Source organism: Sphingomonas sp., assembly GCF_019635455.1.
Lineage (GTDB): Bacteria > Pseudomonadota > Alphaproteobacteria > Sphingomonadales > Sphingomonadaceae > Sphingomonas.
Map to the genome: position 1 here is coordinate 74,253 of NZ_JAHBZJ010000012.1, position 24,890 is coordinate 99,142.

Annotated in this window: 27 protein-coding genes and 1 pseudogene; 17 read left to right on the top strand and 11 right to left on the bottom strand. The window is 65.3% G+C overall.

Features of this window, described 5'->3' with window-relative positions; all coding sequences use genetic code 11:
• Positions 1–328 precede the first annotated feature (328 nt).
• Both groL and groES read right to left on the bottom strand, forming a co-directional pair.
• Entirely contained in the window at positions 329–1,972 is a 1,644-nt protein-coding gene (gene groL / locus KF783_RS14225) for a chaperonin GroEL (protein ID WP_294080467.1), read from the bottom strand.
• A 51-nt stretch (positions 1,973–2,023) separates the two neighbouring features.
• A complete protein-coding gene (groES, locus tag KF783_RS14230; RefSeq protein ID WP_294080469.1) occupies positions 2,024–2,311 on the bottom strand; it encodes a co-chaperone GroES in 288 nt (95 codons plus the stop codon).
• 237 nt (positions 2,312–2,548) lie between these two features.
• Between groES and sppA the strand changes: the two genes are divergently transcribed.
• The 3 genes from sppA to KF783_RS14245 are packed head-to-tail and all read left to right on the top strand — an operon-like array spanning position 2,549 to position 5,438.
• On the top strand, positions 2,549–4,441 hold the full coding sequence (sppA, locus tag KF783_RS14235; RefSeq protein ID WP_294080471.1) for a signal peptide peptidase SppA: 1,893 nt from the start codon (positions 2,549–2,551) through the stop codon (positions 4,439–4,441).
• Positions 4,435–5,001, top strand: coding sequence for an arsinothricin resistance N-acetyltransferase ArsN1 family B (locus KF783_RS14240; protein ID WP_294080515.1), 567 nt, complete (start codon positions 4,435–4,437; stop codon positions 4,999–5,001). The genes sppA and KF783_RS14240 overlap by 7 nt, the downstream gene beginning before the upstream one ends.
• A gap of 44 nt (positions 5,002–5,045) precedes the next feature.
• Positions 5,046–5,438 carry a hypothetical protein gene (locus KF783_RS14245; RefSeq protein WP_294080473.1) on the top strand — a complete coding sequence of 131 codons (393 nt, stop codon included), beginning with the start codon at positions 5,046–5,048 and terminating at the stop codon, positions 5,436–5,438.
• Between the two features lie 4 nt (positions 5,439–5,442).
• On the opposite strand, the gene KF783_RS14250 is transcribed toward KF783_RS14245, so the two are convergent.
• The 4 genes from KF783_RS14250 to KF783_RS14265 form a co-directional block, all read right to left on the bottom strand.
• Entirely contained in the window at positions 5,443–5,985 is a 543-nt protein-coding gene (locus tag KF783_RS14250) for a hypothetical protein (protein ID WP_294080475.1), read from the bottom strand.
• 38 nt (positions 5,986–6,023) lie between these two features.
• A complete protein-coding gene (locus KF783_RS14255; protein ID WP_294080477.1) occupies positions 6,024–6,653 on the bottom strand; it encodes a trimeric intracellular cation channel family protein in 630 nt (209 codons plus the stop codon).
• Positions 6,654–7,537: 884 nt separating this feature from the next.
• Complete coding sequence (locus tag KF783_RS14260) at positions 7,538–8,950, bottom strand: tetratricopeptide repeat protein (RefSeq protein WP_294080479.1); 1,413 nt, start codon at positions 8,948–8,950, stop codon at positions 7,538–7,540.
• 50 nt (positions 8,951–9,000) lie between these two features.
• Positions 9,001–9,705 carry an aspartate/glutamate racemase family protein gene (locus tag KF783_RS14265; protein WP_294080481.1) on the bottom strand — a complete coding sequence of 235 codons (705 nt, stop codon included), beginning with the start codon at positions 9,703–9,705 and terminating at the stop codon, positions 9,001–9,003.
• A gap of 78 nt (positions 9,706–9,783) precedes the next feature.
• On the opposite strand from KF783_RS14265, the gene KF783_RS14270 reads away from it, so the two are divergent.
• Both KF783_RS14270 and KF783_RS14275 read left to right on the top strand, forming a co-directional pair.
• Entirely contained in the window at positions 9,784–10,527 is a 744-nt protein-coding gene (locus KF783_RS14270) for a sulfite exporter TauE/SafE family protein (protein WP_294080483.1), read from the top strand.
• Positions 10,528–10,529: 2 nt separating this feature from the next.
• Positions 10,530–10,949 (top strand): hypothetical protein, encoded by a 420-nt coding sequence (locus KF783_RS14275; protein ID WP_294080485.1) that lies wholly within the window; start codon positions 10,530–10,532, stop codon positions 10,947–10,949.
• 3 nt (positions 10,950–10,952) lie between these two features.
• On the opposite strand, the gene dnaJ is transcribed toward KF783_RS14275, so the two are convergent.
• Together dnaJ and dnaK are read right to left on the bottom strand one after the other, a co-directional pair.
• Positions 10,953–12,056: a molecular chaperone DnaJ gene (gene dnaJ, locus KF783_RS14280; protein WP_294080487.1), complete on the bottom strand. Its 1,104-nt coding sequence runs from the start codon at positions 12,054–12,056 to the stop codon at positions 10,953–10,955.
• Positions 12,057–12,124: 68 nt separating this feature from the next.
• A complete protein-coding gene (gene dnaK, locus KF783_RS14285) occupies positions 12,125–14,038 on the bottom strand; it encodes a molecular chaperone DnaK (RefSeq protein ID WP_294080489.1) in 1,914 nt (637 codons plus the stop codon).
• Between the two features lie 180 nt (positions 14,039–14,218).
• Here dnaK and KF783_RS14290 point away from each other — a divergent pair, with 180 nt between their 5' ends.
• Both KF783_RS14290 and KF783_RS14295 read left to right on the top strand, forming a co-directional pair.
• Positions 14,219–14,650 (top strand): copper chaperone PCu(A)C, encoded by a 432-nt coding sequence (locus tag KF783_RS14290; protein ID WP_294080491.1) that lies wholly within the window; start codon positions 14,219–14,221, stop codon positions 14,648–14,650.
• Positions 14,651–14,732: 82 nt separating this feature from the next.
• On the top strand, positions 14,733–15,416 hold the full coding sequence (locus tag KF783_RS14295; protein ID WP_294080493.1) for a hypothetical protein: 684 nt from the start codon (positions 14,733–14,735) through the stop codon (positions 15,414–15,416).
• A gap of 22 nt (positions 15,417–15,438) precedes the next feature.
• Here KF783_RS14295 and KF783_RS14300 read toward each other — a convergent pair whose 3' ends face one another.
• Positions 15,439–15,963 carry a LuxR C-terminal-related transcriptional regulator gene (locus tag KF783_RS14300; RefSeq protein ID WP_294080516.1) on the bottom strand — a complete coding sequence of 175 codons (525 nt, stop codon included), beginning with the start codon at positions 15,961–15,963 and terminating at the stop codon, positions 15,439–15,441.
• Positions 15,964–16,066: 103 nt separating this feature from the next.
• Here KF783_RS14300 and KF783_RS14305 point away from each other — a divergent pair, with 103 nt between their 5' ends.
• On the top strand, positions 16,067–16,873 hold the full coding sequence (locus tag KF783_RS14305; RefSeq protein ID WP_294080494.1) for a hypothetical protein: 807 nt from the start codon (positions 16,067–16,069) through the stop codon (positions 16,871–16,873).
• Positions 16,874–16,904: 31 nt separating this feature from the next.
• Here KF783_RS14305 and KF783_RS14310 read toward each other — a convergent pair whose 3' ends face one another.
• Positions 16,905–17,447 carry a pseudouridine synthase gene (locus tag KF783_RS14310; RefSeq protein WP_294080495.1) on the bottom strand — a complete coding sequence of 181 codons (543 nt, stop codon included), beginning with the start codon at positions 17,445–17,447 and terminating at the stop codon, positions 16,905–16,907.
• Positions 17,448–17,572: 125 nt separating this feature from the next.
• On the opposite strand from KF783_RS14310, the gene KF783_RS14315 reads away from it, so the two are divergent.
• From KF783_RS14315 to KF783_RS14355, 9 genes and pseudogenes are all read left to right on the top strand, one after another.
• Positions 17,573–18,049 carry a vgr related protein gene (locus KF783_RS14315; protein WP_294080497.1) on the top strand — a complete coding sequence of 159 codons (477 nt, stop codon included), beginning with the start codon at positions 17,573–17,575 and terminating at the stop codon, positions 18,047–18,049.
• A gap of 763 nt (positions 18,050–18,812) precedes the next feature.
• Positions 18,813–19,952 carry an RHS repeat-associated core domain-containing protein gene (locus tag KF783_RS14320; protein WP_294080499.1) on the top strand — a complete coding sequence of 380 codons (1,140 nt, stop codon included), beginning with the start codon at positions 18,813–18,815 and terminating at the stop codon, positions 19,950–19,952.
• On the top strand, positions 19,953–20,483 hold the full coding sequence (locus KF783_RS14325) for a DUF1629 domain-containing protein (RefSeq protein WP_294080500.1): 531 nt from the start codon (positions 19,953–19,955) through the stop codon (positions 20,481–20,483).
• Positions 20,484–20,598: 115 nt separating this feature from the next.
• Positions 20,599–20,895 carry a hypothetical protein gene (locus KF783_RS14330; RefSeq protein ID WP_294080501.1) on the top strand — a complete coding sequence of 99 codons (297 nt, stop codon included), beginning with the start codon at positions 20,599–20,601 and terminating at the stop codon, positions 20,893–20,895.
• Positions 20,896–21,052: 157 nt separating this feature from the next.
• Entirely contained in the window at positions 21,053–21,445 is a 393-nt protein-coding gene (locus KF783_RS14335; RefSeq protein WP_294080503.1) for an H-NS family nucleoid-associated regulatory protein, read from the top strand.
• A 402-nt stretch (positions 21,446–21,847) separates the two neighbouring features.
• The gene (locus tag KF783_RS14340) at positions 21,848–22,279 is read left to right on the top strand and encodes a DUF2924 domain-containing protein (RefSeq protein ID WP_294080505.1); all 432 of its coding nucleotides are present in this window, start codon (positions 21,848–21,850) and stop codon (positions 22,277–22,279) included.
• Positions 22,276–23,619 carry a recombinase family protein gene (locus KF783_RS14345; protein WP_294080507.1) on the top strand — a complete coding sequence of 448 codons (1,344 nt, stop codon included), beginning with the start codon at positions 22,276–22,278 and terminating at the stop codon, positions 23,617–23,619. Before KF783_RS14340 ends, KF783_RS14345 begins: the two co-directional genes overlap by 4 nt.
• Positions 23,616–24,047: a LacI family transcriptional regulator gene (locus KF783_RS14350; protein WP_294080509.1), complete on the top strand. Its 432-nt coding sequence runs from the start codon at positions 23,616–23,618 to the stop codon at positions 24,045–24,047. The genes KF783_RS14345 and KF783_RS14350 overlap by 4 nt, the downstream gene beginning before the upstream one ends.
• Positions 24,037–24,246: pseudogene (locus tag KF783_RS14355) on the top strand (IS3 family transposase); the annotation flags it as partial. The gene KF783_RS14350 and the pseudogene KF783_RS14355, both read left to right, overlap by 11 nt.
• Positions 24,247–24,293: 47 nt before the next feature.
• On the opposite strand, the gene KF783_RS14360 reads toward KF783_RS14355, so the two are convergent.
• The coding region (locus KF783_RS14360) for a hypothetical protein (RefSeq protein ID WP_294080511.1) at positions 24,294–24,890 on the bottom strand (597 nt) is incomplete at its 5' end.

The window sequence follows — 24,890 nt, forward strand, 5'->3', positions numbered from 1 at the left end:
CATGGCGAACGCCTTGTGGCGTCGGAGGGCCGGTTGCGTCCGCCAATTCGACCACCCGGTTCGGCGAGATGCTGGGATAGTCGGTCGGGTCGGATGCGTTGCGCTGGAGAAAGATCGGCACATGGTCCTGCCGCAGCGGCAGCCCCTCCTTCCTCGACGCGGTGCGAAGGCACGAAGCGCGCCGCCAATGCGCGCGCGCTTTACGCCTGCCCCTGTGCGATGCGACAAAAGGCGCGGAGGTCGATTTTCGCCTTTATCTTCAACAGGAAAGGGCCAGCGGTTTCCCGCCGGCCCTTCCCGTTTTCGCAAGGTGCGAAGCGATGCGGACTTAAAAGTCCATGCCGCCCATGCCGCCCATGCCGCCGCCCATCGCGGGCATTGCCGGCTTGTCTTCCGGCAGCTCGCTCACCGCCGCTTCGGTGGTGATGAGCAGGCCGGCGACCGACGCCGCGTTCTGCAACGCGGTGCGGACCACCTTGGTCGGATCGATCACGCCCGCCGACACCAGATTTTCATAGGTGTCGGTCGCGGCGTTGAAGCCGAACGAGGTGTCGCTCTGATCGAGCAGCTTGCCGGAAACGACCGCGCCGTCATGGCCGGCATTGGCGGCGATCTGACGGACGAGCGAGGTCAGCGACTTGCGGACGATGTCCACGCCGCGCGTCTGGTCCTCATTCTCGCCATCGACGCCGTCCAGCGCCTTGGTCGCATAGAGCAGCGCGGTGCCGCCGCCGGGGACGATACCTTCCTCCACCGCGGCGCGGGTCGCGTGCAGCGCGTCATCGACGCGGTCCTTGCGCTCCTTCACCTCGACTTCGCTCGCGCCGCCGACCTTGATGACGGCGACGCCGCCGGCCAGCTTCGCCAGACGCTCCTGGAGCTTCTCGCGGTCATAGTCGCTGGTCGTGATCTCGATCTGCTGGCGGATCGCGTCGGTGCGGCCCTTGATCGCATCGGCTTCACCGGCGCCATCGACGATGGTGGTGTTGTCCTTGTCGATCGTGACGCGCTTGGCGGTGCCGAGCATGCCCAGCGTCACCGACTCGAGCTTGATGCCCAGGTCTTCGCTGATGACTTCGCCCTTGGTCAGGATCGCGATGTCTTCCAGCATCGCCTTGCGACGATCGCCAAAGCCGGGCGCCTTCACCGCCGCGACCTTCAGGCCGCCGCGCAGCTTGTTGACGACCAGCGTCGCGAGCGCCTCACCCTCGATATCCTCGGCGATGATCAGCAGCGGACGGCCCGACTGCACCACCGCCTCGAGGATCGGCAGCATCGCCTGGAGCGACGACAGCTTCTTTTCGTGGATCAGGATGTACGGATCGTTCAGTTCGACCGACATCTTTTCCGGGTTGGTGATGAAGTAGGGCGACAGATAGCCGCGATCGAACTGCATGCCCTCGACGACGTCCAGTTCGAATTCGAGACCCTTGGCCTCCTCGACGGTGATGACGCCTTCCTTGCCGACCTTCTCCATCGCTTCGGCGATCTTCTCGCCGACTTCCTTGTCGCCATTGGCCGAGATGATGCCCACCTGGGCAATCTCGCTCGAACCCGAAACCGGCTTCGAACGCGCCTGAAGGTCCGCAACGACCTTGCTGACGGCGAGATCGACGCCGCGCTTCAGGTCCATCGGGTTCATGCCGGCCGCGACCGACTTCATGCCCTCGCGCACGATCGCCTGGGCCAGCACGGTCGCGGTCGTGGTGCCGTCGCCAGCGACGTCATTGGTCTTGCTGGCGACTTCGCGCACCATCTGCGCGCCCATGTTCTCGAACTTGTCCTTCAGTTCGATTTCCTTGGCGACGCTCACGCCGTCCTTGGTGATGCGCGGCGCGCCGAAGCTCTTGTCGATCACGACGTTGCGGCCCTTCGGCCCCAGCGTGACCTTCACCGCGTCGGCGAGGATGTCCACGCCCTTGAGAATGCGCTCACGCGCGTCGCGTGAGAATTTGACGTCCTTGGCTGCCATGTGACTGCCCTTTCAAATCTGAAGATGGAATGGAATGGTGGAATGCGGGCCTCAGGCGATGATGCCGAGGATGTCGCTTTCCTTCATGATCAACAGGTCTTCGCCGTTCACCTTGACCTCGGTGCCGGACCATTTGCCGAACAGGATGCGATCGCCGGCCTTGACGTCCAGCGGGGTGACCTTGCCGTCCTCGGCCTTGGCGCCCGACCCGGCGGCGACGACTTCGCCTTCCTGCGGCTTTTCCTTGGCGGTGTCGGGAATGATGATGCCGCCGGCCGTCTTTTCCTCGGCCTCGACGCGGCGAACCAGCACGCGATCGTGCAGCGGGCGAAAGTTCATGGTGCTCTCCTGAACACGGGTTGAGTATCAGTGTTGGCACTCGTCATCGATGAGTGCCAGCGGCGGGCATATGGGCGTGGCCATGCGGGGCGTCAACGGGTCTGCGTCGGGACGACCGAAAGAATCTGTCGGACCGATCATCGTCTGTATCACTCTATTAATACAGCCGCTTTACTCGCCTGCCCGCAGGCCTTACCTGTGCGTTCATCTGGACGGGGCATTTTCGGAGACCGACACGTGAAACTGGTACGCGGCGCATGGAAGCTGCTGGTGGGGATCAAGGACGCGCTGGTCCTGCTCTTCATGCTGTTCTTCTTCGGGGCGCTGTTCGCGGTCCTGTCGGCCAAGCCCAATCCGGCCGCCGTGAAGGACGGCGCGCTCGTGCTCGATATGGCCGGGACCATCGTCGAACAGCCGGCACGGGTCGATCCGCTCGCCGCGATCGGCGGCGGCGACGCGCCCAAGGAGATGCGCCTGCGTGACATCGTCCGCGCGCTCGACGCGGCGAAGGACGACGATCGTGTCAAGGCGGTGGTGCTCGATCTCGACATGTTCATGGGCGGCTATCCCGCCGCGATCACCCAGGTGGGTGAGGCGATCCGCCGCGTGCGCGACGCGAAGAAGCCGGTGCTGGCCTATGCCACCGGCTATAGCGACAGCGCCTATCTGCTCGCCGCGAATGCCAGCGAGGTGTGGGTGCATCCGATGGGTGGCATCCTGTTCAGCGGCCCGGGCGGATCGCGCCTCTATTACAAGGGGTTGATCGACAAGCTGGGCGTGACCGCGCACGTCTATAAGGTCGGCAAGTTCAAGTCGGCGGTCGAACCCTATATCCGCAGCGACCAGTCGCCCGAGGCGCGGGAAGCGAACCAGGCGCTGTACGGCGCGATCTTCGACCAGTGGAAACAGGCGGTGAAGACCGCCCGGCCCAAGGCGCGGATCGACCCGATGCTGATGACCCCGGATGCGGTCGTGACGGCGGCGAAGGGCGATTTCACCAAGGCCAATCTGGAACTGGGCATGGTGGACAAGGTCGGCGACCGCCTGGCCTTTGGCAAGCGCGTGGCCGAACTTGCCGGCGTCGATGACGGCAAGCCGGCGGGCAGTTATCGCGCGATCAAATACGCCAACTGGTTGCAGGCGCATCCGCTGCCCACCGGTGGCGACGCGATCGGCGTCATTACCGTCGCCGGCGAGATCGTCGATGGCAAGGGCGCCGGCGATCAGGCGGGTGGCGACGCCATCGCCGAACAGCTCCTCAAGGGGCTGGCGAAGAAGAAGCTGAAGGCGCTGGTGGTCCGGGTCGATTCGCCGGGCGGATCGGCGCTCGCCTCCGAACGCATCCGCCAGGCGATCCTCCAGGCCAAGGCACAGGGCCTGCCGGTCGTGACGTCGATGGGCAGCCTGGCCGCGAGCGGCGGCTATTGGGTCTCGACCCCCGGTGACATCATCTTTGCCGAGCCGAATACGATCACCGGATCGATCGGCATTTTCGGCCTGTTGCCGACCTTCGAAAAGACACTGGCAAAGATCGGCGTGAGCGCGGACGGCGTGCAGACGACGCCGCTGACCGGCCAGCCCGACATCTATTCGGGGACGAACCAGGTGTTCGACACGGTGTTGCAGGCGGGGATCGAGGACGGCTATCGCCGCTTTACCGGCCTCGTCGCCCAGTCGCGCAAGATGACGCCGCAGCGCGTGGACGAAATCGGCCAGGGCCGCGTCTGGATCGGCGGCACCGCGCGCCAGCTGGGGCTGGTCGATCGCTTCGGCAATCTTGACGACGCGATCGCGGAGGCGGCGAAACGCGCCAAGCTCGATCCCAAGAACGTGCATGCCGTCTATCTGGAAAAGGAGCCGGGCTTCTTCGAAACGCTGATCGCCAACTGGGCGAGCAGCGGCGATGACGAGGAGGAAGCGATGCCGGAAAGCCGCGGCGATCTCTACGCGCGCATCGCGGCGGAGCGTCGCGCCGTCTTCGCCCAGGCGCTGGGCGATGCGCGCCGGCTTGCCGCCGGCACGTCGATGCAGGCGCGCTGCCTTGAATGCGCGGCGTTCGGGCCGATCGCCGCGCCGAGCAAGGCCGATGTGCGGCTGATGGATCTGGTGCTCGCAAAGCTCGCCTGGTGAGTCCCGTCCGGATTCGCGCCGCCGAGCCGGGCGACGCGGCGGCGATCGCGGCGATCTATGCGCCCTATGTGCTCACCGGCACGGTCAGTTTCGAATTCACCCCGCCCGACACCCGGGCGATGCGCGCGCGGATGGAGGCATCCGACGGTCTCTATCCCTGGATCGTCGCCACCAATGGCGAAGGCCAGGGGGTTCTGGGCTATGCCTATGCCACCAAATTCCGTGAGCGCGACGCCTATCGCTATGTGGTCGAAACCTCGGTCTATGTCGCCGGGGCGGTGCAGGGGCAGGGCGTCGGCCGCCTGCTCTACGAAACGCTGATCCGCACCCTGCGCGCCCAGGGCTTTACCCAGGCGATCGGCGGGATCGCGCTCCCCAACGACGCGTCGATCCGCACGCATGAAGCGGTGGGCTTTCGCCGCGCGGGCGTCTATCGCGAGGTAGGGTATAAACAGGGCCGGTGGATCGATGTCGGCTTCTGGCAGTGCGAACTGAACGACAGCGCGATTCCGCCCGACGAACCCCGCCCGTTCAAGGAGATAGGGGTGGTTCGCGCGTGATCGGCGGCAACCAAATTTAAGTGAATCGCCACTAACCCTACGCCATGTCCGCCGTAGCTCAGCCCGTTCAGGCCATCGAGATCGACCGGGTTCGCAACCTCGTCATCGTCACGCCCTCGGGTTTTTTCACCCCGGCATCGCTGCACCACTATACGATGGAAACGCGCCGCGCGATCGACACGCTGGGCGACGCGGCGGGCAAGCATGTGACGCTCTACGACTTCAGCGCGGTCATCGCCGCCCCGCCGGAAACGATCGAACTGCTCCACGTCGCCTTCGCCAACCCGGTCTATCGTCGCATCCGCGCCCGCAAGGTGGCGTTCGTGTCGCCCTCAGCGCTGATGACGATGCAGCTTCAGCGGGTGCGGACCGCGCGGCCCGATATCACGCTGTTCTCCGCGCGCGCGTCCGCGCTGGAATGGCTGCTGGCACCCTGATCGGTCAGCCGAGCGCCGCGATCCGCGCCTCGGCCTCCGCGATCCGCGCGTCCGGCGCGTCGCCGGCGGCCAGTCGATCGCGCGCGTCCACCCACATGCGCCGGGCCTGTTCCGGCTCGCCCATCGCCTCGGCCAGCCGCGCGACGGTGCGCACCGCGTCGGCGATGTCGGACAGCGGCGCCGGACGCGCGATTTCATAGAGTTCGAACGCCTCGTTCAACGATGCCGCCGCGTGCGCCAGTTCGCCCACCTCCAGGAACAGGTCGCCCGCATCGGCCAGCGCGCGGGCCAGCGCCGTGCCATCGCCCGCCTTGCGCAGCAGCGCGATGGCCGCCTGCTGGTCGTGTTGCGCCCAGGCCAGGTCGCCGCACGCGCGGGCGATCCGCGCTTGCCGGCACAACGCCGTGGCTTCTCCGCCCAGGTCGCAATCATATCTGAAGTTGCTGATCGCATCGGCCACCGATCGGCGCGCCGCGTCGGGATGCCCCTCGCGCTGCTGGTCCTCGCCCTTGTCGAGGAGATGATATCCGCGACTCGATTCGATCATGGCGCGATGCTCTCGCATCCCGTCGCGTCGCGCAATCCTCAGCGGCCTCCGCGATAGGCGGGCAGTGCCAGTTTCCAGACGATCGCCGCCGCGCGCATCCCGAACCCGGCGATTGCCGCGACCATCGCGGCCCCGAACAGCGGCAGCCCGGCGAGCGCGAGCACGACATAAAGCGCCGCCGACAGCGCCGATGCGGTCACATAGAGTTCCGGCCGCATCAGGATCGACGGCTCCCCGGCCAATACGTCGCGAAGGATGCCGCCGGCGCAGGCGGTCAGCACGCCCATCAGCGCCGCCGGCACCGGCGGGATGCCGAACCCCAGCGCCTTTGCCGCGCCGAACACCGAATAGGCCGCCAGGCCCAGCGCATCCAGCCAGTCGAACCCGCGCCCGTCCCACCATCGCTGGGGCGTGACCCAGATCACCACCGCGACCGCGATGCACAGCGCGGCGACATAGGGGTGGTGGACCCACCAGACCGGCGCGCCGATCAGCAGGTCGCGGATCGTGCCGCCGCCCAGCCCGGTGACGATCGCAAAGAACGCGGCGGTGACGAAGGTCTGGGCGCGACCGGCAGCGGCCAGCGCGCCGGTCGCGGCGAACAGCGCGATCCCCAACAGGTCTAGCCAGGGAAGAAACGCGCCGAGCTGGACGATCCCGAGTTGCATGCCGCGCCTCTTTCATTCAGGGGGCGTCGCGTCAATTCCGCGCGCCGGATTCGGCTCCGCGAAAACCCTCCCCATCATCCACATTATCCACAGATCGTATCATGCGGTCGGGGCTTTGCACGACTCGGATTCGATGACAGCATCACATCTGTAAGCGGACGATGAAGCGACGAGAAATCGAAGCGAAATCAAAAACTTGCAACGGTTCAACGCCTGCTGGTGCCTTCGGGAAACCGCAGGGGTCGAAACGGGGACGCCGCCCCGGGAAACGGCCTGAGCGACCTGTGAAAGCGGGTGGCGACGGAACGAAACGGAATGTGCGTCCGAACGTCCCTCTGATGGCCGCGTGCCATGGGAAGGGCGGGTTGCCAGGGCAGATCATGTTCCCCCGGAACATCGGTCGTGCCGGGTGACCGAACGCGAAGTTCCGGTCTCGCGACCGGGGTGGAGCGGATGATCAGGGCGGTCGGCGTTCGCGCAGGCAGGGCCGGATCATCGAACCGCAACGGGCATGGCGACATGGCCGGGGCGGGGCAGACGGAACGGACCGGACCTTTCGGGGGCCGGCGCGGAAACCGGGGCCGAACGCAATGCCGGTCTTTTCGAAGACGGGCGGAGCAACGGACATCGAGGCGGGGCGGCGAACCTTACGGAACGCGCCCGTCCCGGTGACCGGGCCAGAGAGCGGCTTGCCGCTCGACGGCGCAAACGTCTGATCCGCAACCCTTGCCGGCGCGGATCGGGCATGCCGCCGACCGAAACCACGCGAAGCCCCCTGTGGCGGCGCATGGCGGAAAACGAGGCGACACGGGGGCTGGCGGAAACGCCGGCCCCCTTTTGCATGCGCCGCGGCGGTCGCGACGAGGGGGTGACAGGCGTCCGCCCTAGCGCGGATCCTTCTCCGCCTGCGCCTGGGCGAGCGCCCATGCCGCGCGCACATGTCCCGTCATGACCGGCCGATAGCGGCGCAGTTCGGCGAACGCGTCGGGGGTAAAGATGCGATATCCGTCCAGCCGCGCCGCGATACCGGCCTGTACCCGGCGATATTCGGCAATCGCCTCGGCCAGGCGGGCCTGATCGCGCAGCAACCCCGCGAACCCGCCGCGCGCGGCCAGCGTGCGCGGGTGATCGGCACCCGTCGCCACGATCAGGATGTCGCGCGCACGCCGCACGAGGGGCAGGGCGTCGGCCCCGCGTCCTTCCCCGTGCAGGATCGACGCGAGTCCGATCAGCGCGTCCGCGACATCCGGGTGGGCTGGCCCCAGCCGGCGCTCGAGCGTGCGCAGCGCGTCACGCTGAAGCGCTTCGGCCGCATCCATCCGGTCGAGCCGGCGCAAGGTCTGGGCCAGCGCGGTCGCCGTTTGTGCGACCCATGGATGATCGGTGCCATAGGCGCGGATGCCTGTCGCCATCGCCTTGCGAAAGATCGGTTCGGCCTCTTCGTCGCGCCCCTGTCGCGCGATCGTTTCGGCAAGATTGTGATAGGCGGACGCCAGTTCCACCATGTGCGATTGATCGGCATCCGCTTCCAATATGGCCACCGCACGGCGGGTCAGCGTCTCCGCCTCGCCAAGCCGCGCCTGCTGGACGAGCGCCATGGCGATGCCCTGATATCCCTGCGCGATTGCCCAGCCATAATCGTTGCCGACACGCGGCGCGGCGCGCTCGCGCATCGCGACGACATCGCGGAACAGGGTTTCCGCCTCCTCATATCGCGCCTGCTGATAGACGGTGAGCGCCAGGCGGTAGGTGGCGGCGGAAATGTCGGGATGGTCCTGCCAGCTCCGGTCGCCGATCAGTACTGCCCGCGCTTCCCTCAGCACCGTTTCGGCATCCTCCAGCCGGCCCAGATTGATGCGTGCGCTCGCCAGTTCCATCAGGTCCCTGGCATAGGTCGATCGAACCGCCGATCCGCGGCTGAACGTCACCACGGTCCCGAATTCGCGTTCGGCCTCCTCGAATGCGCCACCTTCGTTCAACGCACGCCCCAGCACGCGGTGAAGGCCCTCCAGGTCATAGGGTTTGGGATCGGCTTCGCGCTGGACGAGCGCCAGACCCGCGCGCGCGACATATTCGGCGTCGGCGAACCGGTCCTGCCCGATCAGCTTCGCCGCCGCATCGGTCAGCTGCATCGCGCACTGGCGCATCAACGTCGCGTCGATGCGGCAGCGGTCGATAAAGGCGGCGGTCGCCTCGCGCACTTCACGCGCGGGTGCCGGCGCCTTGCCCTGCGCGATCGCCGGCGCTGCCAGCCCGACCATCGCGGCCCATGCCATGCGGGTGAATATCCGTCGCATCGCCATAGAACCTAGCGGCCGGGCGCCGCCGCGCAAATCGACGCTTTGGGTCAGCACGCCGGCCCGGACAGTGCCGCCGCGACCGCCGCGCGCGCATGCAGCGTCGTCGTGTCGAACACCGGCACCGCGCACGCCTCTGGCCGGACCAGGAGCATGAGTTCGGTACAGCCCAGGATCACGCCCTGCGCCCCGGCGTCGATCAGCCGCGCGATGACGTCGTGTAGCGCGGCGCGGGACGTGTCGAGCACGCGGCCCGCGATCAGCTCGTCATAGATGGTCGCATGCACGATCGCCCGATCGGTGTCGCCGGGGATCAGCACCGACAGGCCGTGCCGCCGCGCCAGCCGGCCCCGGATGAAATCCTGCTCCATCGTAAAGCGTGTGCCGATCAGGCCGACCCTGACCAATCCCGCCGCCCCGATCGCGGCGCCGGTCGGATCGGCGATGTGGAGCACCGGCACGCCCGCCGCCGCCTCCACCGCGTCGGCGAACCGGTGCATCGTGTTGGTACAGATGACCAGCGTCCCGGCCCCTGCACCGGCCAGCCGCCGCGCGGCATCGGTCATCAATGCCTCCAGCGCGTCCCAGTCGCCGGCATGTTGCAGCGCCTCGATCGCCGCAAAGTCGAACGACCATAGCAGGCACGGCGCCGACGCGCTCGGCCCCCGCGCCGTGCGCACGCCCTCGTTGAGCAGGCGATAATAGACCGCCGAACTCTCCCAGCTCATTCCTCCGATCAGGCCGATCATCCGCATCGCCTCACTCCACGCGCCCGCGCCGGTAGGGAAAGCCCGTTGACACGGGGTTCCTTCGCGGCTGGATAGAGCGGGTTCATGGCCTTCGATACCCTTCACCTCGCGCTCGCCGCGTGCCTGTTCATGGGGGCGCTGCTCTATTCCACGGTCGGTCATGGCGGCGCGTCCTCCTATATCGCGCTGATGGCGCTGTTCGGCGTTCCGGCGGCGGTGATGCGGCCGACCGCGCTGGTGCTCAACCTGATCGTCTCCACCATGGGGTCGGTGCGCTACGCCCGCGCCGGCCTGTTCCGCTGGCGCACGCTCTGGCCATTTCTGGTGGGTGCGTTCCCCGCCGCGTTCGTCGGGGGGATGATCCATGTGCCTCCCGAAATCTATCGCCCGGCGATGGGGGTGGTGTTGCTGTTCTCCGCGGCGCGCATGCTCTGGCCGCGCGAGTTGAAGGCAGAGCGCGAATGGCACGATCCGCCGCTCTGGCTCGCCATCCTCGCCGGGGTGGGGCTGGGCCTGCTCGCGGGGCTTACCGGCACCGGCGGCGGCATCTTCCTCTCGCCGCTGCTCCTCTTCATGGCCTGGTCGGCGCCAAAGCCCGCATCGGGCGTCGTCGCGGTGTTCATCCTCGCAAACTCTGCCTCGGGCCTCGCCGGAAACCTCGCCGCGATCGGCAGGCTGCCGCCCGAACTGCCGCTCTATGCCGCTGCGGTGCTGGCCGGCGGCATCATCGGCACGACGCTGGGCATCCGGCTACCCCAGAAATGGATCCTGCGCACGCTCGGCCTCGTCCTCCTCGTCGCCAGCGCGAAGCTGTTCGGGGTGTATTAGGGGTGGAACTCCCGCGCGCGTTGCGGCTTTTCTATGGCGGAGGTGAGGACATGCCGTTCACCGGCTCATGCCATTGCGGTCGCAACGCGTTCGAGGTCGATGGCGACATACCCGCCGAACTCACCCGCTGCACATGCTCGTTCTGTGCAAAGCGGGGCCAGCTCTACGCCTATTACACCCCGGACCGGGTCACGATCACGCGCGCGGACAGCGACGCGACCTATCGATGGCAGACAAAGCTGGTCGCGCACCATTTCTGTTCGGCATGCGGGTGCAGCGTGTGGACCGACAGCCCGGCGTTCGAACGCGACGGCAGCTGGGACGGAACGACCCGCCGCGTCAGCGTCAACGCGCGCCTGATCGACGGGTTCGATGCCGCGGAACACCCGGTCACGGTTATCGACGGCAAGAACCTCTGGTAGGGATTACCCCCCGACCGCGCGTTTCAGCTTGTCGAAGAAGCCGGTGGATACCGGGCATTCCTCGCCCGTCTCCAGCGCGCGGAACTGTTCCAGCAGATCCTTCTGCTCGGCCGTCAGCTTGGTCGGAATCTCGACCTCGATCCGCACCACCAGGTCGCCGCGCCCGCGCCCCTGCAACACCGGCATGCCGGCCCCGCGATGGCGCACCTCGCGGCCCGACTGGGTGCCGGGGTGCAGGTGGATCTTGTGCAGTTCGCCGTCCGGTCCGGGAATCTCGATCTCGCCACCCAGCGCTGCTGTCGTGAAGCTCACCGGCGCACGGGCATACAGCGTCGTGCCTTCGCGTTCGAAGATCGCGTGCCGCGCGACATGGATGAAGATGTACAGGTCCCCCGGCGGTGCGCCGCGTGCGCCCGCCTCGCCCTGTCCGGACAGGCGGATGCGCGTGCCTTCGTCCACGCCCGGCGGCACGTTGACGTCCAGCGTCACCGTTTTATCGACGCGCCCCTCGCCGCGACAGTTGCGACATGGATCGGCGATCACCTGGCCCGCGCCATGGCAGGTTGGACAGGCGCGCTCGACCACGAAAAAGCCCTGTTGCGCGCGTACCTTGCCATGGCCGGCACAGGTCTGACAGCGCTTGGCCATGGTGCCGGGAGCCGCGCCGGTCCCGCCGCACGGTTCGCACGGCCCGGACACGTCGATGGTGATATCGGTCGCCTTGCCGTGAAAGGCGTCCTCCAGGCTGATTTCCATGTCGTAGCGCAGGTCCGCGCCGCGCCGCGTCTGGCCGCCGCGCCCGCCGCCCATGAACTCGCCGAACATCGATTCGAAAATATCGGAAAAGGCGTCAAACCCCTGTCCGCCGCCGCTGCCCATGCCCGGTCCGGCATGGCCGAACCGGTCGTACGCCGCGCGCTTCTGCGGATCTTTCAGGCAGTCATAGGCTTCGTTGATCGCCTTGAACTTCGCCTCGTGATCCTTGCACCCGCCATGTTTGTCGGGGTGATATCGGATCGCCAGCTTGCGGAACGCGGCCTTGATCGTCGCGTCGTCCGCCGTCCGCTCGACTTCGAGCAGCTCGTAATAATCCATCTGGGTGGTCATCTACTCGGCCCCCGCCCGAACCCCCGCCGCCTTTCCCTGGGAGTGAAAGGGGCGGGGGCGAGCATAGCTTACGCCTTGTTGTCGTCCACCTCGGAGAATTCGGCATCGACGACATCCTCGCCGCCTGCCTCGCTCCCCGCCGCCGCGCCGTCCGCGGCGGGACTCGCCTCGGACTGCTGCTGCTTTTCGTAGATTGCCTGGCCCAGCTTCATCGCAACCTGGGCAAGCGCCTGGCTCTTCTCGTTCATCGCGTCGGCATCGCCGCTTTCGACCGCAGCCTTGGCGGCATCGACCGCCGACTGGATTTCGGCCTTGAGCGCCTCATCCACCTTGTCGCCATTCTCCGCGAGCTGGCGCTCGGTGGTGTGGATCAGCGATTCGGCGTTGTTCTTCGCCTCGGCCGACGCGCGGCGCTTCTTGTCCTCTTCGGCGAAATTCTCGGCGTCGCGGACCATCTGCTCGATGTCGCTGTCCGACAGGCCGCCGCTGGCCTGGATACGGATCTGCTGCTCCTTGCCCGTCCCCTTGTCCTTGGCGGACACGTTGACGATGCCGTTGGCGTCGATGTCGAACGTGACCTCGATCTGCGGCACGCCGCGCGGCGCGGGCGGAATGCCGACCAGGTCGAACTGGCCCAGCATCTTGTTGTCAGCCGCCATCTCGCGCTCGCCCTGGAACACGCGGATCGTCACCGCCTGCTGGTTGTCGTCGGCGGTCGAATAGACCTGGCTCTTCTTGGTCGGGATCGTCGTGTTGCGGTCGATCATGCGGGTGAACACGCCGCCCAGCGTCTCGATGCCCAGGCTCAGCGGCGTCACGTCGAGCAGCAGCACGTCCTTCACGTCGCCCTGCAACACGCCGGCCTGGATCGCCGCGCCGATCGCCACCACCTCGTCGGGGTTCACGCCGGTATGCGGTTCCTTGCCAAAGAACTCCTTCACGATCTGGCGCACCTTGGGCATGCGGGTCATGCCGCCGACCAGCACCACTTCGTCGATCGCGCTCGCCTTCACGCCCGCGTCGGACAGCGCCTTGCGGCACGGTTCCAGCGTGCGCTGGATCAGGTCATCGACCAGCCGCTCCAGCTCGGCCCGGCTGATCGTCTTAACCAGATGCTTGGGTCCGTTCTGGTCCGCGGTGATGAAGGGCAGGTTGACCTCGGTCGTCTGCGCCGACGACAGCTCGATCTTCGCCTTTTCGGCCGCTTCCTTCAGCCGCTGGAGCGCCAGCTTGTCCTTGGTCAGGTCGATGCCCTCGTCCTTCTTGAACGAGTCGGCCAGATACTGGACCAGCTTCGAATCGAAATCCTCGCCGCCCAGGAACGTGTCGCCGTTGGTCGCCTTCACCTCGAACACGCCGTCGCCGATCTCCAGGACGGAAATGTCGAACGTGCCGCCGCCCAGGTCATAGACCGCGATCGTCTTGCCGTCGGTCTTTTCCAGGCCATAGGCGAGCGCCGCCGCCGTCGGCTCGTTGATGATGCGCAGCACTTCCAGGCCCGCGATCTTGCCGGCGTCCTTGGTCGCCTGGCGCTGCGCGTCGTTGAAATAGGCCGGCACGGTGATCACCGCCTGCGAAACCGTCTCGCCCAGATAGGATTCGGCGGTCTCCTTCATCTTCTGAAGGATGTACGCGCTGATCTGGCTCGGCGAATAATCCTCGCCGCCCGCCTTGACCCACGCGTCGCCATTGGCGCCCTTCACGATCGTGTAGGGGACCAGTTCGGTGTCCTTCCGGGTCACCGGATCGTCAAAGCGGCGGCCGATCAGGCGCTTCACCGCGAAAACCGTATTGTCGGGATTGGTCACCGCCTGGCGCTTCGCCGGCTGTCCGATCAGTCGCTCGCCATCCTTGGCGAACGCGACGATGGAGGGCGTGGTGCGCGCCCCTTCCGCATTTTCGATCACCTTGGGCTTGCCGCCTTCCATTACGGCAACGCAGCTGTTGGTCGTGCCCAGATCGATTCCGATTACCTTAGCCATGGTCCCTCGTGTGGCCCCCGTGTCTTGATCAAACCAAAGTTCTGCCGGGTCCCGAAATCGGCAACCCGGCGGTTACACGGGGCGATATAGGTGGGCGCGGCCTTGCCGCAAGATGATCGGCCCAATACGGCATTCATGCGAATTCCCGAATCGGGAGAAAGGGTTGCGATGCGGAACTGGATGGGACGGAATCTGGGGGGTGTCGTGCTCGCCGCTGCGGCACTGGCGGGGTGCCAGCAGGCACAGCTGGGCGTCGATGGCGCTTGGGTGCGCCTGCCCGCCGTGCCGGGACGGCCGGGCGCCGCCTATTTCACCGTCCATGGCGGCGCGGACGCGACCAGCCTGCTTGCGGTATCGTCGCCCGCCGCGATCCGCACCGAACTGCACGAGATGAAGAATGTCGGCGGCATGATGAACATGTCGCCGCTCAAGGACGTCGCGATCCCCGCCGGTCAGGCCGTGGCCTTCCAGCCGGGGGGCAAGCACGTCATGCTGTTCGACATCGCCCCCAGCGTCCGCGCCGGCACCACCATCCCGCTGCGCCTTGCCTTCGCCAACGGCAAGACGATCGAGGTCGCCGCCACGGTGAAGGCCGCCGGCGAGGCGGAGTAGCGGCGCGGGGCGACCCCCTCGCTTGACATCGCGGGCCGACGCTCCCCAAAATCCCTTTAAGGGCGCGTGCCGGAGGGGGTTCATGACCGCGATATTCGTCATTCTTTTTCTGGCGGCCGTCGCCGGCATCATCAAACCCTATATCAAGGGATCGAAGCGCTGGCATTTCGGGCTGGCGGCCTTTGTCGCCTTTGTCGGCGTGGGCGCGACGGCGCCCAAGGTCGAACCGGCGAAAACCGCCGCCGCGCCGAAGGGAGATGCCGCCGACGACGGGAACAAGGCGGCACAGGGCGGCGATACGCCGGCACAGGCGAAGCAAAAGCCCCCGCAAGCCGAGGAATCCCCCTCGAAATGGCAATATAGCGAGGACAAGGACGAAATGCGCGGTGACGTCGCCCGTTTCGCCTCGATCAAGAGCGAGAATGAGATCGACCTCTCATTCCCCTATGGCGAAGTCTATGGGGCGATTACGGTGCGGCACCGCAAGCAGGACGGGCTGAACGTGATGTTCTCCGTCGATAAGGGCCAGATTTTGTGTCACAATTTTACCGCATCCTACATATCGGTGAAATTCGACGACAGGCCGATCCAGAAATTTTCCTGCACCGGCACCAGTGACGGATCGAGCGAAACCGCGTTCATCACCAATGCGCAGCGCTTTCTGGGTCAGCTGCGTGGCGCCCGGAAAACGATCATCGAAGCCGAATTCTATCAGCAGGGGCGTCAGCAATTCATCTTCGAAACCGCCGGGCTGAACTGGAAATAGCCTGACCGCCGCGTTCCTGCCCCTAGTTCGGCGGCAGAAGGGGGTCGAGCAGCGGGTCGATGAATACCGCCAGAAGCGCCGCCTGATTGCGAACTCCCGCCTTTTCGTAGACCTGGCTCAATTGCGAGCGCACCGTGCCTTCGGCTGCGGCGCGCATCTGCGCGATTTCGGCGATCGAACAGCCTTTGAGGATGAACAGCGCCACCTCCGCCTCCGCGCGGCTGAGGTCCCATGCCCTGAACTGGTCTTCGATCAGCGCACTCATCGCGCCACGCGCGGCCCGTGACACATGGTCCGCCCGGCGCGCCTCGCGCATCAGGCTCTGTGCATGGCGTGCGCCCATGACCACGCCCAGCACCAGCGCGGCGGCGATCAGGCATTCCGTCGCCACTTCCGCGGTGATGCCGTGTCGCGCTTCGGCGACGATGTCCGCGATCCCGTCGATCAGGAAATAGGCGGCGGCGACGACCTGGATCGCGACGATCGCCCATGCGCGTCGCGCGCGCGTCGCGATGCGACCGGTCCTGTCCCGCTTGGTTACGCCCATACGCAATTGCTGATCCGGCGATGTTTCTGCATGCGCTTATAGACCTCTCCGCAGCATAGGCCATGTCGAACGACCTGGCACGCCATCGAAGGACAGGACAGCTGTGACGAACGACCACCAACCCCGGTACGCGAAGGTTCCGGCGGCCACGCTGGGCTTCTGGATCGTGAAGATCCTCGCCACCACCTTTGGCGAGACGATGGGGGACACGGTCAGCATGAGCTGGCTCGGCGAAACCACCGCCAGCGCCGGCCGGGCGGGCATCAACGGCTATGTCGCCGGCACGGTGATGTTCGGGCTGCTGCTCGCGGTACTGGTGTTCCTTCAGGTGCGCGCACGGCGGTTCCATCCGGTGCTGTACTGGGCCACCATCATCGCATCGACCACGGCAGGGACGACGCTTGCCGATTTCGCCACCCGGTCGCTCGGCATCGGCTATCCCGGCGGCGCGCTGTTGTTGCTGGCGCTCGTCCTTGCCTCGCTGTTCGCCTGGCATCGATCGCTCGGCGCGATTTCGGCCGTCTCGGTTCACGGGCGTGAGGCGGAGTTGTTCTACTGGCTGACGATCACCTGTTCGCAGACGCTGGGAACCGCGCTGGGCGACTGGGTCGCCGATGGCCCCTATGGCTATCTTGGTGCGGCGGCGATCTTTGGCGGCGGGCTGGCCGGCATCGCCGCCCTCTATGCCCTGACCCGCGTCGATCGCGTCCTGCTGTTCTGGGCCGCGTTCATCCTGACGCGCCCGCTCGGCGCCGTCGTTGGCGACTTTCTCGACAAGCCGGTCGCGCATGGCGGGCTGGAGCTAAGCCGGCTTGCCGCCTCGCTGGTGCTGGGGGGCGCGATCGTGCTGCTCGTCGCCCTTCTCCCCCAGCGTGCGGAGACGATCGCGGCGCAGGAACAGTTGCGATAACCGGCGGTCACGCTGCGGCGCTGCCCCCGGATCACGCCGTCACGTCCCGCCACGTCCCCGGCGCCACCCCGTCGCACGTCCACGCGCCCACACGCCAACGCACCAGCCGCAGCGTCGGATGTCCCACGGCGGCGGTCATCCGTCGCACCTGGCGGTTGCGCCCCTCGCCGATGGTCAGCGAGATCCAGCGATCCGGCACGCTCTTGCGAAACCGCACCGGCGGGTCGCGCGGCCACAGGTCGGGCGGGTCGATCCGTTGCGCGAGCGCGGGGCGCGTCATCCCGTCCTTCAGCCGCACGCCGCGCCGCAGCGCGTCCAGCGCCGCCGCGTCTGGCTCCCCCTCGACCTGGACCAGATAGGTCTTTTCCATCTTGTGGCGGGGGTCGGCGATCCGGGCCTGCAACCGCCCGTCATCGGTCAGCAGCAACAGTCCCTCGCTGTCACGGTCCAACCGCCCGGCCGGATACACGCCCGGCACGTCGATATAATCGGCCAGGGTCGGATGCCCGCTGCCCTCGTCAGTGAATTGCGAGAGGACGCCCCAGGGCTTGTTGAACAGGATGAGGCGGGACATCGCCCCTCTAGACAGGATTCGGGCGCGCCGCACCAGCCCGCGCGCTGCCGGCACGCCGCCGGGCGATTGCGGGCGCGCAGGGGCGACGACTGGACATCCGCCGCCCGCGCTTCCACCTAGGCGAGGTGAAGGACAGCCGCCCGCTCACCCCCGGCGAGATCGCGCTCGCCCGCAGCGTCTTTGGCGATGCGATCGATTATGCCGCCGCGCGCATCGCGCACCGCAAATGGGCGTTCTTTCAGCCGCGCCGGGTGACGATGGCGCCGATGGGCTGTATCCACTTCCATCCCCGGGGCGACGCGTATCGCGACGATTTCGCCACCGCGCCGGTGGCGTTGCAGGCGCATCTGATCCACGAACTGACCCATGTGTGGCAGCACCAGCAGGGGGTGTTCCTGCCGCTGCGCCGCCATCCGTTCAGTCGCTACGGCTATGCGCTGAAACCGGGCTGGACGCTGACCCGTTACGGGATCGAGCAACAGGCGGAGATCGTCCGCCATGTCTTCCTGCTCACGCGCGGCGTCATGGTGCCGGGTGCGCCGCCGCTCGCGCAATATCGTGGCATCCTTCCCTTCACCCCGATCGGACCGGCGACCGCCTGACGCGACCGCCGGCCTGCGCCGTCAGTTCGGATTTTCCACCGTCTCCGGCTCCGGACGCGGCCGTGGCGGCGGCGGAGGCGGAGGAGACGGTGGCGGTGGCGGTGGCGGAGGCGCGACATAGACCGGCGCCGGTGGGGGCGGGGGTGGCGGCGCGACATAGACCGGCGGGGGCGGCGGCGGTGGCGGAGGTGGCGGCGCGGGCGGCACATAGGCCGGGCGCTGCACCGGCGCCGGCCGCGCATCGGGTTGTGGCGCGGGGCGTGCCATTTGCGGCCGCTCGACCGGGAACTGCCGCTCGGGCCGCTGCATGACCGCGGGCGGTGGCGGTGGCGGTGGTGGTGGTGGTGGTGGTGGTGGTGGTGGAGCGGGCGGCGCCACATGGACCGGCGGCGGTGGGGCCGGTGGCACATATGCCGGTGCCGGTGCGGGCAAGGGCGCCTGCGCACGCTGCGGCTCCGGCGCGACATAGGTCGGCCGTTCGACCGGGCCTGGCCGCTCGACACGCGGGCGTGGTGGCGCTGGCGGCGGCGGCGGCGCGTCGGGCGTCGCTCCCGATACGGTGGGGGCCGGCACCGTCAGCGGCCCGCGGCGCGGCGGCGGGCCATCGCCCTCGCGCTGGATCGGGCGCGATCCCTGCCAGTCGCGGGGGGGCGTCGGGGCAGGGGGCGGGGGTGCCGCGACCGGTGGCGGTGGCGGTGGTGGTGGCGACCCTGGCCCCGGCCCGATCTTGCCGCCTCCCGGCGAGATCGCAAGCATGGGGGTGATGTCGTTCGCTGCAGCGCCCCCGAACGTGCGCGAGTTCGAGTTCGACGACGCGAACCGCATGCGCCTCGTGAAGCATGACGGTGTGGTGGCGATGAGCTACCTCTACAACGGCCTGGACGAACGCGTCTACCGGTATGGCAGCGGCATCGCTGTCACCACGCTCTACGACGAGGACGGCAAGTGGGTCGGCGATTTCGACGTCAACGGCCAGCCGATCCAACAAGTCATCTGGATGGACGATCTGCCTGTGGGCCTGCTGGTCGGCGCGGGCGCGAGCCAGAAGCTGTTCTACATCGAGGCTGATGCCCTCGGCACGCCTCGTGTGGTGATCGACCCGGATCGCAATGTTGCGGTGTGGCGTTGGGATCTGGCCGGCGAGGCTTTCGGAGATAGCGCGCCGAACGAGGACGTGGATGGCGATGGCACAGCGTTTGTGTTCGACATGCGCTTCCCGGGGCAGCGATACGACAGTGCGACGGGGTTCAACTACAACTACTATCGCGACTACGATCCGACCACTGGCCGTTACCTGGAGTCGGACCCGCTTGGGCTGAACGGCGGTAACAGCACCTATGGATATGGCGATGCTTCGCCGCTGATGTACAGTGATCCGGATGGGTTGATCGCTGGTCTCGTTCTTCGAGTGGGTGGGCGTTACCTCCTCCCGAGGCTGGGCCTACACCTTGGGGCAAAAGCGGCTACTCGTGTCGCGAAAAGACAAATCGCCTTGCATGCAAGGGCGAAAGTCGTAGCGAGAGCGTTCAAGCCAAGGTATGTTGTCGGGGCAGGTTGTCACGCATCTTCCAAGTTGCTGGGGCAATCTCTTGTAAATGCAGGTGTCGCTCGACCTGCGGGGACGGCAGCGCATCACATTGTTGCTGGAAGCGCGAAGGCCGCCGGGCCATCTCGACTTGTTCTCAATAGATTCAATATCGGTATCAACGATGCGGTCAACGGCGTATTTTTGCCGGCCAACCGGGCTCTTGCTGGAACCACTACTGCAGCAATACACTCAACAGTGCACACAAGAGCATACTATCAAGCAGTTAACCGTGCTCTCTCGGCGGCGACAAGCAGGACTGAAGCCGAGGCGATCTTGCTTCAGCTTCGCCAAAGACTATTGTCAGGAGGTGTATAAGTGATCTTCTACGATTTTGTTGGTGAGGAAGGCTACGAAATTGTTAATCCTTGCAACGAAGAAGATTATGAAAAATTTCTTTTCATGGGCGATAAGCCATGGGGAGCCGTTCCTGTGCGCCTTACAAGAGCGGATTGGCGTCAAACTGCTCTGCGTTCTGACTTTCCCTGCATAGGGATGGGCGCTCTCATCATGAGGCAAGAAAGCGCCAATGCGCTTGCAGATATCCTTAAAGGGAATGGGGAGTGCCTGCCTCTGTTGCTCGAAGACGGTTCTACCTTGAGTGTGTTCAAGGCCCAGGTTATCGATGCGCTCGATAGGGAAGCATCAGATTTGGACTTGATCCCTGGAACTGACAGGATCATGTTAATCAATCGCCCCGTGTTTTTTGCAGACAAAGTGAGAGGAGTAGACGTCTTCAGGCTTCCTCATCGTGCAAGTGCAACATACGTTAGCCAAAGGATTGTTGATCGAGTAAAGGAGCTTGGTCTGAAGGGGATTGCTTTTGAAAAGGTGTGGTCTGCCGAATAGCCTTTTTGCCTGATATTGACCATTGATGTGGCTTCGCCAAGTCCGCGCCGAAGCGCGGACTTGGCCATTCTATGACTAACTTTCCGGGGTTTATCTCTACATCATAGGGCGTGAATTGACGATGCAGATCAAAGTATCCGAACTTGTAAGATATGGGTCACTGCCAAGAGCAGATGAGGCAGAGCCGGAATTTCTCGAAGGGTTCCAATCATTGCTCTTGGATGTTGTAAGGCCAGTGACTGATGAAGAAGCGATTGAGCTTACTAAGCTCCTGGGGCCAGATGATTGCTATGGCATTGCTTGGACGCTTGTTCATATCATCGAAGAGGCTCCTGGATGGCCGTTGAAGCAGGCTATTCTTGCGGCCCCCGCAGAGTGGGCAGGTGTCTTGGACTCAAGGTCGGCCAGTTGAACTGCAGCTAATTACCCTCCGTAACCTTCCAAGCCATGGTGCCAGAGGCATCATGGCTTTTTATGCGCGATCTGAGCAATTTCCATGCAGATCGTCTTTTGTCTTAAGATTACTTCTAGGCCAATTTGTTGCCAGAAAGTCGCGAGGTAATGATTCAATGAATGCACCAACCCTGGATTCCGTCCTGTCGGCAAAAGCAAAGCTCGAAGAGGAGCTTCGGAATCTGCAACAACAAGAGACCGAGTTGCGCCGGAAAGCCGCCGAGAACGCGTTCTCGGAAGTGATGAGGTTGCTCGGGCAGTTCTGTCCGCAGTTCACCTCGAAACAGAAAGCCGAGATCGCTGCAGCTGCCGGTGAGAAGGCGCCTTCGAAGCCTAAGAAGTCGGCTGCCGGAGAAGTCGTACCCAAATACTGGCTCCCCCATACCGGCGAAACCTGGAGTGGCCGGGGGAGGATGCCTCGCTCCTTTGCAGCATATGAAGGCTCGGCTGCACACAAGGAATGGATGGCGAAGAATCCGAATGATCGGTTTCCGAAGTTCCCCGGCTGATTGGTCCGGACGGTGATTGTGTTCTGGGCAAAGCGCAGAGCATAGGTCTGAAAGGTTCGGTATTTGCCCTATTCGCTGTCACTACGTCGCGTTGCGATACAGCGAAATGATGGCGGGGACACACTGCCCACTGGTTTGACATTCCAGCGGGCACACCATGATCCCTTCCAACCTCCATGACCCGGCACGCATGACGCCGTCACAGCGACGCGCAGAGGCCGCCGTCCTCCTAGCCTTTGGCCTGTATCGCCTGCGTGGCGGCAATGCGCAAGACGGCGCCGTCGGCGTGGCCTCTCCGGTTGGTCTTGGCTTTGGCGCGACACAGCGCGTCCATGTGGACTCCACCAACCGGAGTCCACAGGCATGACACAACCTATCCCTACCGCGGCGACAACCGCATCGATGGCCGCGCGTATCGCCGATCTGGCGAACTGGTCGTGGAGCAACCTCACCAAAGAATGGCGCCGACTCTTCGGCAGCGATCCGCCCGTCGCCAATCGACGCTTCGTCGAGAAGCGAATTGCCTACCGCTGGCAGGAGATCGAGTATGCCAAGACCGACCGGTCGCTGCTTGAGCGCAACCGACGCCGCATTGACGAGTTGATCGCCACCGGCACGCTTATGCGGCAGCGGACTGGCGTCGTTCCCGTGGCCGGGACAGAACTGCTGCGCATCTACGACGGCGTGGAGCACCGGGTACTTGTAATGCCCGACGGCGAGTTTGAATACGCCGGGAAGCGCTACCCCAGCCTGTCAATGATCGCCCGGGAGATCACGGGTACCCGGTGGAGCGGTCCGGCATTCTTCGGTCTGCGCAAGGGGCGTGCTCGATGAACGCTACCGCAGCAAGGCGGCAGCGATGCGCTGTGTACACCCGGAAGTCGACCGAAGAAGGCCTCGACCTGGAATACACTTCGCTCGATGCTCAACGCGACGCTGGCGCGGCGTTCATCGCCAGCCACCGCCTTGAGGGCTGGATTCCTGTCGCGGACGATTACGACGACGGCGGCTTCTCGGGAGCGACACTCAACCGGCCAGCCCTTCAACGCCTCATGGCGGACATCAGGGCGGGGCTGATTGACATCGTCGTTGTCTACAAGATCGATCGCCTGACACGGTCACTGTTCGACTTCGCGGAGCTGGTCAAGGTTTTCGAGGAGTACGGGACGACGTTTGTCTCGGTAACGCAGCAGATCAACACCAAGGACGCGATCGGCAGGATGATGCTCAACGTTCTTCTAGCGTTCGCCCAGTTCGAGCGCGAGATGACCGCTGAGCGTATCCGCGACAAGTTTGTCGCCAGCAAGAAGAAGGGACTGTGGATGCACGGCATTCCGCCGCTTGGGTACGACGTCGTCGACCGCCGGCTGGCGATCAACGATGTCGAGGCCGAACAGGTCCGTACTATCTTCCGCCGCTTCGTTGCGTTGGGATCGATTCTCAAGGTCGTGCAGGAGATCCGCGTGAAAGGCTGGTGCAACAAAACGTGGACGACCAAGGCGGGTAGAGTGATGGTCGGGCAACTCCACGACAAGAGTTCGGTCCACAAGATTCTGCACTGCCGGACCTACCTCGGGGAAATGAAGCACCGCGACCAGTACTTCGAGAACACGCATGCGCCGATCATTGACCGCGCCCTTTGGGATGAGGCGCACGCCCTCCTGCAAGTCAACTGCCGGGTCCGGGCAGGTGCCTCACGGCGGGGCAAGGTCCATTTCCTGCTGAAGGGCCTGCTGAGTGGCCCGGACGGCCGTGCCCTGACGCCGTGGCACACCACCAAGGCCAACGGCCGCACCTACCGTTACTACCTGAGCACGCGGGACACGCACGAGGGGCTGGGCACGTCGGGCCTGCCGCGCCTGCCGGCGGGGGAGCTGGAGGGGGCGGTCGTCGCCCAACTGCGGCGCGTGTTGCGGGCGCCTGAGATGATCGAGGCGATGATCCCGCAGGCGGTGGCTCTCGACCCGACCCTGGACGAAGCGAAGGTCACGGTCGCCATGACGCAGGTTGACCGGGTGTGGGACCAGCTCTTCCCAGCTGAACAGGAACGGCTGGTCCGGCTGCTGGTCGAACGGGTCATCGTCTCGCCGACGAACATGGAACTTCGGCTCCGGCCCGGCGGTATCAGTTCTCTCGCCGCCGACGCCAGCACGACGGCGGGGGCGGTGGCATGAAAGGGCCGACCCTGGAGGTGTCCGGGCCGGTGGCCGAGGTGGTCGCCAGCGACGGCGGAATGATCCTGAACATCCCGATCGCTCTCCGGCGGCGCAGCGGGCGGCGGGTCGTAGTACCCCAGGGCTCAGAGTTCGAGTCCAAAGGCCGGACTCGAACAGGCGCCACGCCGCTTCAACTGGCGCTTGCGCGGGGTCACCGCTGGCTCAGGATGCTTGAGGCAGGAGACGCCTCATCGATGAGCGAGATCGCGCGCCGCGAAGGAACCGATCACAGCTATGTAGCCCGGCACATCAACCTGACCCTGCTGGCGCCGGACATCGTCGCCGCAATCCTCGACGAGGAACTGCCGGACGGCGTCCGGCTGCATGCCCTGTCGATCAATCCGCCTGCACTGTGGGGGGAGCAGCGATTGTTGTTGTCCAGATGAAAACGCGGTGGCCGAGAACTTCTTCAGTGCATTGTAGAAGGAGTGGATCAAGCGGCGGATCTACCCGAGTCGGGAGACGGCAAGGTCCGTCGTGCTCAACTACATCGAGATGCTCTACAACCCGGTCCGCCGACATGGTTCCGCCGACGGCGTGTCATCTGTAGAGTTTGAACAGCGCTATGCGCCGAGCGGTTCCTGAGTGTCTAGAAACTCTGACCAGTCCATTCCCGCCCTCGCTGTGTGTCTCTAGCTTGCATACTCGTACTGCTCCGAGCTGCCTTCGGCAGATTGAGGCGGCAACAGGTCGCTGATGATGAAGACCAATATCAACGGATCGACACCGGCCGCGCGTGCTAGGTTATCTATCTCGTTAGACAGAGCAACCTCATCACTATTGGCGCTCATGTCAATTAGTACCCGACGCACGGTCTGATGGAACGGGCTAGCATAGCGAGAAGGGCGTTGGATCAAGCTGGCCACTCTCCGCAAATCGAGTGCGCTAGATGTGAGTGGACCCGTCGATTTGCCGCGCAACGTGGCTCCGCGAAGTTCATCGGGGGTCTGAGTCTGCACGAAAGTCCCTCCCGATGTGCGCCATAGTGCCACTACAAATTGCATCGACGGGGCAAGTATCACCGTTTTTCCGATCTGGCTGAGCAGTGGCCAGCACCGATCAATCATAGGCACGGCATCAAATGCAAGTAGTCTCGATCCTTCGGGTGCTTCAATGGAAAGCCCCTCACGTACGGCACACCACGCATCAAGCAGAGCTACATCGGCACTATGATCTGTCCAGTTTTCGCGTAGCCAAGCAACCAGCTCGCGCACGCGCTGTATGTCAGA